At 56.5% G+C, this 6917-nt stretch carries 8 protein-coding genes; all 8 read left to right on the top strand.

Features of this window, described 5'->3' with window-relative positions; genetic code table 11:
* The first annotated feature begins 148 nt into the window (after nt 1–148).
* The 8 genes from glnT (at nt 149) to hutG (ending at nt 6509) form a co-directional block, all read left to right on the top strand.
* Nucleotides 149–1450, top strand: a complete 1302-nt coding sequence (glnT, locus tag Q0025_RS14625; protein ID WP_297300395.1) for a type III glutamate--ammonia ligase — start codon at nt 149–151, stop codon at nt 1448–1450.
* 791 nt (nt 1451–2241) lie between these two features.
* Nucleotides 2242–2571: a hypothetical protein gene (locus Q0025_RS14620; RefSeq protein WP_297300393.1), complete on the top strand. Its 330-nt coding sequence runs from the start codon at nt 2242–2244 to the stop codon at nt 2569–2571.
* A 20-nt stretch (nt 2572–2591) separates the two neighbouring features.
* Complete coding sequence (locus tag Q0025_RS14615; protein ID WP_297300392.1) at nt 2592–3011, top strand: hypothetical protein; 420 nt, start codon at nt 2592–2594, stop codon at nt 3009–3011.
* A 34-nt stretch (nt 3012–3045) separates the two neighbouring features.
* The gene (locus Q0025_RS14610; RefSeq protein ID WP_297300390.1) at nt 3046–3216 is read left to right on the top strand and encodes a hypothetical protein; all 171 of its coding nucleotides are present in this window, start codon (nt 3046–3048) and stop codon (nt 3214–3216) included.
* A gap of 3 nt (nt 3217–3219) precedes the next feature.
* Nucleotides 3220–4614, top strand: coding sequence for an APC family permease (locus Q0025_RS14605; RefSeq protein ID WP_297300388.1), 1395 nt, complete (start codon nt 3220–3222; stop codon nt 4612–4614).
* Nucleotides 4615–4697: 83 nt separating this feature from the next.
* Nucleotides 4698–5390: a hypothetical protein gene (locus Q0025_RS14600; protein ID WP_297300386.1), complete on the top strand. Its 693-nt coding sequence runs from the start codon at nt 4698–4700 to the stop codon at nt 5388–5390.
* Nucleotides 5387–5665 (top strand): hypothetical protein, encoded by a 279-nt coding sequence (locus Q0025_RS14595; RefSeq protein ID WP_297300384.1) that lies wholly within the window; start codon nt 5387–5389, stop codon nt 5663–5665. Before Q0025_RS14600 ends, Q0025_RS14595 begins: the two co-directional genes overlap by 4 nt.
* A 7-nt stretch (nt 5666–5672) precedes the next feature.
* A complete protein-coding gene (hutG, locus tag Q0025_RS14590) occupies nt 5673–6509 on the top strand; it encodes an N-formylglutamate deformylase (RefSeq protein ID WP_297300382.1) in 837 nt (278 codons plus the stop codon).
* The last annotated feature ends 408 nt before the right edge of the window (nt 6510–6917 follow it).

Raw genomic sequence — 6917 nt, 5'->3', positions numbered from 1 at the left:
ATTTGGTGGCCCTGACCGTCGAGGCCGCCGCCATGGCCGGCGTCCCCCTCGCAGGCACAAACTGGATCCCGGGCGTGGAGAACCGGTGATGCACGACACGAGACTTGAACACGGAATGACAAACAAAAATCTGGAGGAAACTGCTGCTATGTCAACAAAGCTTTCTGACATTGCCAAGGAGCGTGGGATTAAGAATTTTCTTGTCTCCTACACGGATCTTTTCGGCAACCAGCGCGCCAAGCTCGTGCCCGCCCGGGCGATCGACAAGATGGCCAAAGAGGGTGCGGGCTTCGCCGGTTTTGCGACCTGGCTCGATATGACACCGGCCATGCCCGATCTGTTTGCGGTTCCGGACGCGGACAGTCTGATCCAACTGCCTTGGAAGCCCGAGGTCGCGTGGCTCGCCGCCGATCTCTACATGGAAGGCAAGCCGGTCGACCAGGGCCCGCGCAATACGCTGAAGCGGCTCATCGCCGAGACAAAGGATCTTGGCTATGAGATGCGCGCCGGTGTTGAATGCGAGTTCTTTCTGCTGACGCCAGACGGCGGGGCCATTTCGGACGCGTCGGATAAGCAGTCGAAGTCCTGCTACGATCAGCAGGCGCTCATGCGCCGCTACGATGTCATCGCGGAAATTTCCGCCGCGATGGAGCAATTGGGCTGGAATCCCTATCAAAGCGACCACGAAGACGCCAACGGCCAGTTCGAAATGAACTGGGATTATGACGAGGCGCTCAAGACCGCCGATCGCCATTCCTTCTTCAAATATATGGTCAAGTCACTGGCTGAAAAGCATGGCCTGCGGGCGACCTTCATGCCGAAGCCCTTCCTGAACCTTACCGGCTCGGGCTGTCATTCGCATGTCTCGCTTTGGCGGGGCGAAGAGAATGCGTTCGAGGATCACAAAGGCGAACTCGGCGTCTCTGAGCTTGGCTATCGCTTCCTCGGCGGCCTCATGGAACATGCAGATGCGCTATGCGCGCTGACCAATCCCGCGGTGAACTCCTACAAGCGGCTCAGCGCGCCGCGGACATTGTCGGGTGCGACCTGGTCGCCAAGCTCGATCACCTATACCGGTAACAACCGCACGCACATGATCCGCATTCCCGATAGCGGGCGGTTCGAGTTCCGCCTCGCTGACGGTGCTGCCAATCCCTATCTTTTGCAGTCCGCCATTCTTGTCGCGGGGCTCGATGGGTTGAAATCCAACCGTCATCCCGGCGAGCGTTCGGACTTCGATATGTATGCGGAGCCGCACAAGGTGAACGGCGCCAAGAAGCTGCCGCAAAATCTTCTCGACGCGCTGCGCCTCTTCGAAAGCTCGAAGGTTATCCGGGAAGGGTTGGGCGACGCGTTCGTCGACTCCTACGCCAAGTTGAAGCATCAAGAATGGCAAGAATATACCCGTCACCTGAGTGATTGGGAGCGCGATAATTCCATGGATTGCTGAACAACCGGCGAGCGCGGGCGCGCTCAAAGAGTTTCAAGCAAAATCGCAATCTACAGCGGGGCCCACGGGCCCCGCTGGCGTTATGAATGCGCGACGGCCGATTAACTTGACGGGAAGTCAGGCGAGGCGACGGACAGTCCCGCAGGTTTGCTGATCTTTGCCGCGGCTTTCCACTTTCCAATTTTTTGGCGGTAGGCATCTTCCTGGGCTGAGCGGCGGCTCAACCACTCGGGATCTGTGCGGTCGAGCTTCGCGACAATGTTCGGACGAAAACCGAACTGCCTGACAGAAAGTCATCCCACGCTGAACCGGGACGCGCGGCAACGCATTCAGCTCTGACTCAGATTGAACTGCGCCATCGGCAAACGCGAACGTCCCGCAGTTTCGGCGGTAGGCTTTTTCACACCTGACAACATCGTTTCGAGTCGTCCGGCGTTTACGCGGCAAAGCTTCTGAAAATGAGTCATGTCAGCACAATCTGCCTTGACATAACAAACAATTCCGCGGTAGTTTCTTAATAGGAAAATAAAATTCCTATATATAAAATGGCGTATGAAAATATATGCCGTATAAATACGAAGGAGAGGAAATGCCTGTTACGTTCCAAAGGGTTACGAGATCATAGCGCCAAACGGCGTTTATCTCCGGATCGCTTGATCACGATGGGTCCGCGTCGCGGGCACCATTGAGGCCCGACCCAAGCGAGCCTTCCACATCAAAATTGCAGCGACGCAGGCTTTGAAGGCAGTTCGCGACGACTCGCGCGCATTCGTCAAGGGAGGAGGTTGGACATGTCACTGGAAGCAGCATCAGGCCACGAAAGGGCAGCAGCGGCGGCAGCCGATAATCAGAGATTGCTAAGCCGGATTGAATCGATGTTCTCGCGCGATCGCTTAACGGCGATTGGCTTTGTCCTCGCGCTTTGGTTCGTGATTTTCTTCGTTCTGTTGGGCGTCCATTCCTACATCAACAACAGAACTGCCGAAATCGTCTGTTGGATCGCTGCTTTCCTGCTCGTCTTGTTTAACAGCACGTCCATCACGGCGATGATCCGCCATTACTCGCACGATAAGTATCACATCTATTCAGTCGATATCCGCCATCTGGATGCGGGCCGGTAAGAAGAATTGGAGGAAGGGTCATGGTTAAGAAATACGTTCCTCCGAAGCAGGGCGTTGCAAGTCAATTGTTTGACGTCGCCTCCTTGCTTGCGCTTGTGTTCGGCGCCCTCTTCCTGCCGATCTGGCTGAAGATCGCCGTCCCGTCGCGGGTCGAAAAACTGCCCCCGGGCGTGAGTTACCAGACGCAAGCGGATGGCACGAAAAAGTGGAACGGGCTTACCTGGGAGAAGCTCGGTCAGAATCCGACGATGCAGCAGCAATGGAAGAAGCTCGGTTACTCGAAAGAGCAAGCCGCGGACATCATTACGCAGCCATTCCAATACGATATCGATGTCGGCGGCGTCGCAATCACTGCGATCGTCGTGATTGGCTATTTCATTTTCATGCTGAAGATGTCGGAAAAGGAATATCGGGAAGTCATCGCCGAAAAGTTCGATTGAACGTGCGATAAAAAGAGAACGACCGGAGGAGAGAATGCTCGACGCCATAGTATGGGCCACGTGGATCGTATCCGCGGCAGTGTTCGGATGGATTCTTTGGAATTTCGTGAAAACCAATCTGAAATATAGCGAAGACACGCTCATCAGTTCGCGCGAGGGCGTAGATGATCTGTTCGGCGATAACCACGCCGCTGGGGGGAGGTGAGCGATGTCTCTTCAGATGCAAGCCGAGCAACCTAAACAGCTCCAGCTATTAAAGGTGTTGGGCCCCGCGCATATTTGGGCGCTGGGTGTCGGTATTGTTCTCGTCGGCGAGTTCATGGGATGGAACTATGCTGTCGGCAAGGGCGGTGCAATCGGCGCATTGATCGCATGTTGGGTGATTGGCCTGCTTTACACCTGCGTTGCGATGATCGATTCCGAAATCACCTCGACGGTCGCTGCAGCAGGGGGTCAATATACCCAAGCCAAACATATGATTGGCCCGCTTATGGCTTTCAATGTCGGGCTTTATCTCGTCCTCGCTTATACAATGCTTGAGGCAGGTGACGTTCAAGTCGCCGGCCAATTGATCCAGATCGGGGCGGGCAACCTCGGCTACAATATCCCATGGCAACCCTTCACGGTTGTCGCACTCGTTCTTCTCGCCTGCATGAACTACCGCGGGGTTCTGGCGACGCTGACGGTAAACCTTGTGATAACCGCCGCAGCCTTCGCTTCGATCCTTATTCTCGTGGTCGGGACGCAGCCGTGGAATCCGGGCGCCGTCCTGCTTCACAAGGAATTGCTTACCGGCTTGCCCTACGGGTGGATCGGTGTTCTGGCATCGCTTCATTTCGGCATCTGGTATTACCTCGGAATCGAGGGGACGTGCCAAGCGGCCGAGGAGGTCAGATCTCCCGGACGCGCACTGCCGATGGGCACGATGCTGGGCATCATCACTTTGCTCATCGCTGCAGCGCTCACTTGGTACGTCTGCTGCGGCCTGCTGCCGTGGGAATATCTTGGTTGGGATAACGAACTGGCGCCCCTTTATGACGCCGCGCATGTCACCGGCAGCCCGGTGCTGACCGTCATATTGTTTGTCGGCACGTTGTTCTCGGCGATCGCTTCCGCCAACGGATGCATCAACGATGCAGCAAGGGCGTGGTTCTCGATGGGTCGCGACCGCTATCTGCCGATTTGGTTCGGGGCGGTCCATCCGCAATACCGCACACCGTTCCGGTCGATCGTCTTCCTCATGCCGGTGGCTGCGGTCTTTGCGCTGTTCATCCCGCTTGCGCAGGTCATCACCTTCTCGATCCTGTCGGGCCTGCTGAACTATACGTTTATGCCGATCAATATGATGAAGTTTCGGCGGATGTGGCCTTTAGGCTCCATTCAGCGTGGGTTCGAACATCCGTTTCACCCGTTTCCGTCGATCGTCCTCTTCACGATCTGCAGCGTGACCTTCTTCGCTGTCTATTTGGGGTATGGAAGGCAATTGCTCGCGATGATGGCGTTTTACATCGTGGCGTCATGCTGGTTCGCGTTCTATCGCTATCGCTACGTCAAGCGCGGCGATCAATTCACGATGCCTTGGCCGAGGCCAGCGGGCTATTGACCTGGGAGGATGCATAAAGGCGGACCTCCCCACCTGGCGCCGGTCGCGGTATCCGTGACCGGCGCTCCTTTCGGAGAGCGATCGTGCGTTATGATGTTTTGTTAATCGTCAGTCTCGCGCTCGTCTGTCTCGTCGCCATCTACCGCCGCGATCAAGGCCGGCTGCGCAGAAGCCGGGCGAATTTCTTCGACGGGTGCCTTGCCATGTTCGATAAAGCGCAGGTCAAGGAAAACGGAGCGCATTTCCCCGTCCTAAACGCAACCTACGAAGGCTTCGCTATCAAGATCGAGCCAATCGTCGACGACATGTCGGTCCGCAAACTTCCTTCGCTCTGGCTCAAACTGTACTTGAGCGCTCCGGTTGGTTATTCGAGCGTTCTCGGCGTTCTCCTGAGGCCACGGGGAACGGAGTTTTATTCGCCGGTATTCGATCTCGATACGGAGATGGATGTGCCGGATGGCTGGCCGAAAGATGTGCTCATCCGGTGCAGCGATCCGGAAAATGCGCCGTCGCTATTAATTCTCGATCGCTTATACGATCTCCTGCATGACCCAAAGTGCAAGGAGCTTCTGATCGGGCCGGGAGGCGTGCGGCTCATTTATCAGGCGGCGCAAGCCGAGCGGGCGGAATATTCGGTGCTTCGCCATACCAAGTTCGGCGGCTCTCAACTCGGTGCGGAGGCCGCACGTCATCTCGTCAATTCGTTATGCGCGATCTATCGGTCGGTCGCTCCGACGCCGAGCCCGATTCAGGCGCAATCGCAAGGGACGCTATGAACCGGACGCTGCCACCACCGCCGCTTCACCCTTATTGGATTTTGCTGGCGGCGATTTTGCTGCCCGGAGCGGGACACGTTCTGGCCGGGGTGCCGCAACGTGGTTTCGTCATGCAGCTCTTCATGGTCGCGCTTGGTTGGATTACCTGGCATCTGACGACGCCGCAGCAAAGCTTTCTCGGCAGGCTCGCTGGCGGCCTGTTTATATATGCAATCTCGGTGCTCGACGCCTATCGCATCGCACGGCTGCGCTGGGTCACTTACCATAGGCAGTGAGCGCGTCATGACCGATTGGCTCAGCGTCAGACGCGGCGACGTTCCGCTGATTCTCAGCTTGCCGCATACGGGAACGGAAATACCGGCCGAATACGAGAATAATTTCATCTCGCCATGGCTTGCGCGGTGCGACACAGATTGGTGGGTTCATCAACTCTACGACTTCGCGGCTTCGGAATTCGACGCAACCATTGTCCGTACGTCGGTTTCGCGCAGCGTGATCGACGTCAATCGCGATCCATCTGGAACGTCGCTTTATCCGGGACAAGCGACGACTGAGCTTTGCCCTACGACAACCTTTGACGGTGATTATCTCTACAAAGAAAACGGCGCGCCGAATAGCGTTGACATTTCTGCGCGGCGGGAAAAATATTTCGCTCCCTATCATTTCGCGATCGCAAACGAACTAAGCCGGCTTCGCGCGCTGTATCCGGTTGTCATCCTCTACGACTGTCATTCAATACGATCGTTCGTGCCGCGCTTGTTCAAAGGCGTTTTGCCGGAGCTCAATATCGGCACAAATGGTGGGCGGAGCTGCGCGGGCGGCCTTTCCCGCCGCGTCGTCGATCTTTGTGCCGAGAGCGGACGCTCTCACATTTTAGATGGCCGCTTCAAAGGTGGCTGGATCACACGCCACCATGCCGCGCCCTCAAAAGGTGTGCATGCCATGCAAATGGAGATTGCATGTCGTGCCTATTTGCGCGAGCCCATAGAACCTGTGACCGAACGTAATTGGCCGCCGGAATTCGACGCGACTTTCGCGGCTCCGTTGCGCGACGTTCTGCGTCGAATCCTGTGCGCTTGTCGCGAATTTGCGGCGCTCGCCTCCAAAAGCCGGCCTTGAGCCGCCTTTAAATCAGCCTTGACAAAGCTAAAAAGCTCCGGCACGTTTTCTCTATAAGAAAATGTAATTCTTTAAAATAACGAAAATCGAGAGAGGAAATGTCGCATTTGCTATCCAGGATTGTGCGGCTGTAGCAGCGAACCGCTGTGGTTTGATGGCTCGATGGGCACCGAAGGCGGCTGCCTTCCGCCTTGCGGCTGCGTCAAGCAAGCTTTCTTCGCGCCACGAGCTCATGCGCAAATGCCCGCAAAGCATTTGACGCGAGACCGCGAGCCGAGCCGCCGCGACCTGGAGCAATCTGCTCGTGGGAGGACAAAATGTCGGTTCAAAGTTCAAAACAAGTGGATGCCGGGAGCGGATCCCACGCCACGGACCATCTTGGTTATACGTCTGGCGGGCTGAAGCGCG

The sequence above is a fragment of the uncultured Methylovirgula sp. genome (genome assembly GCF_947646745.1).
Classification (GTDB): Bacteria; Pseudomonadota; Alphaproteobacteria; order Rhizobiales; family Beijerinckiaceae; genus Methylovirgula.
This window is presented reverse-complemented; position numbering and strand designations above follow the sequence as displayed.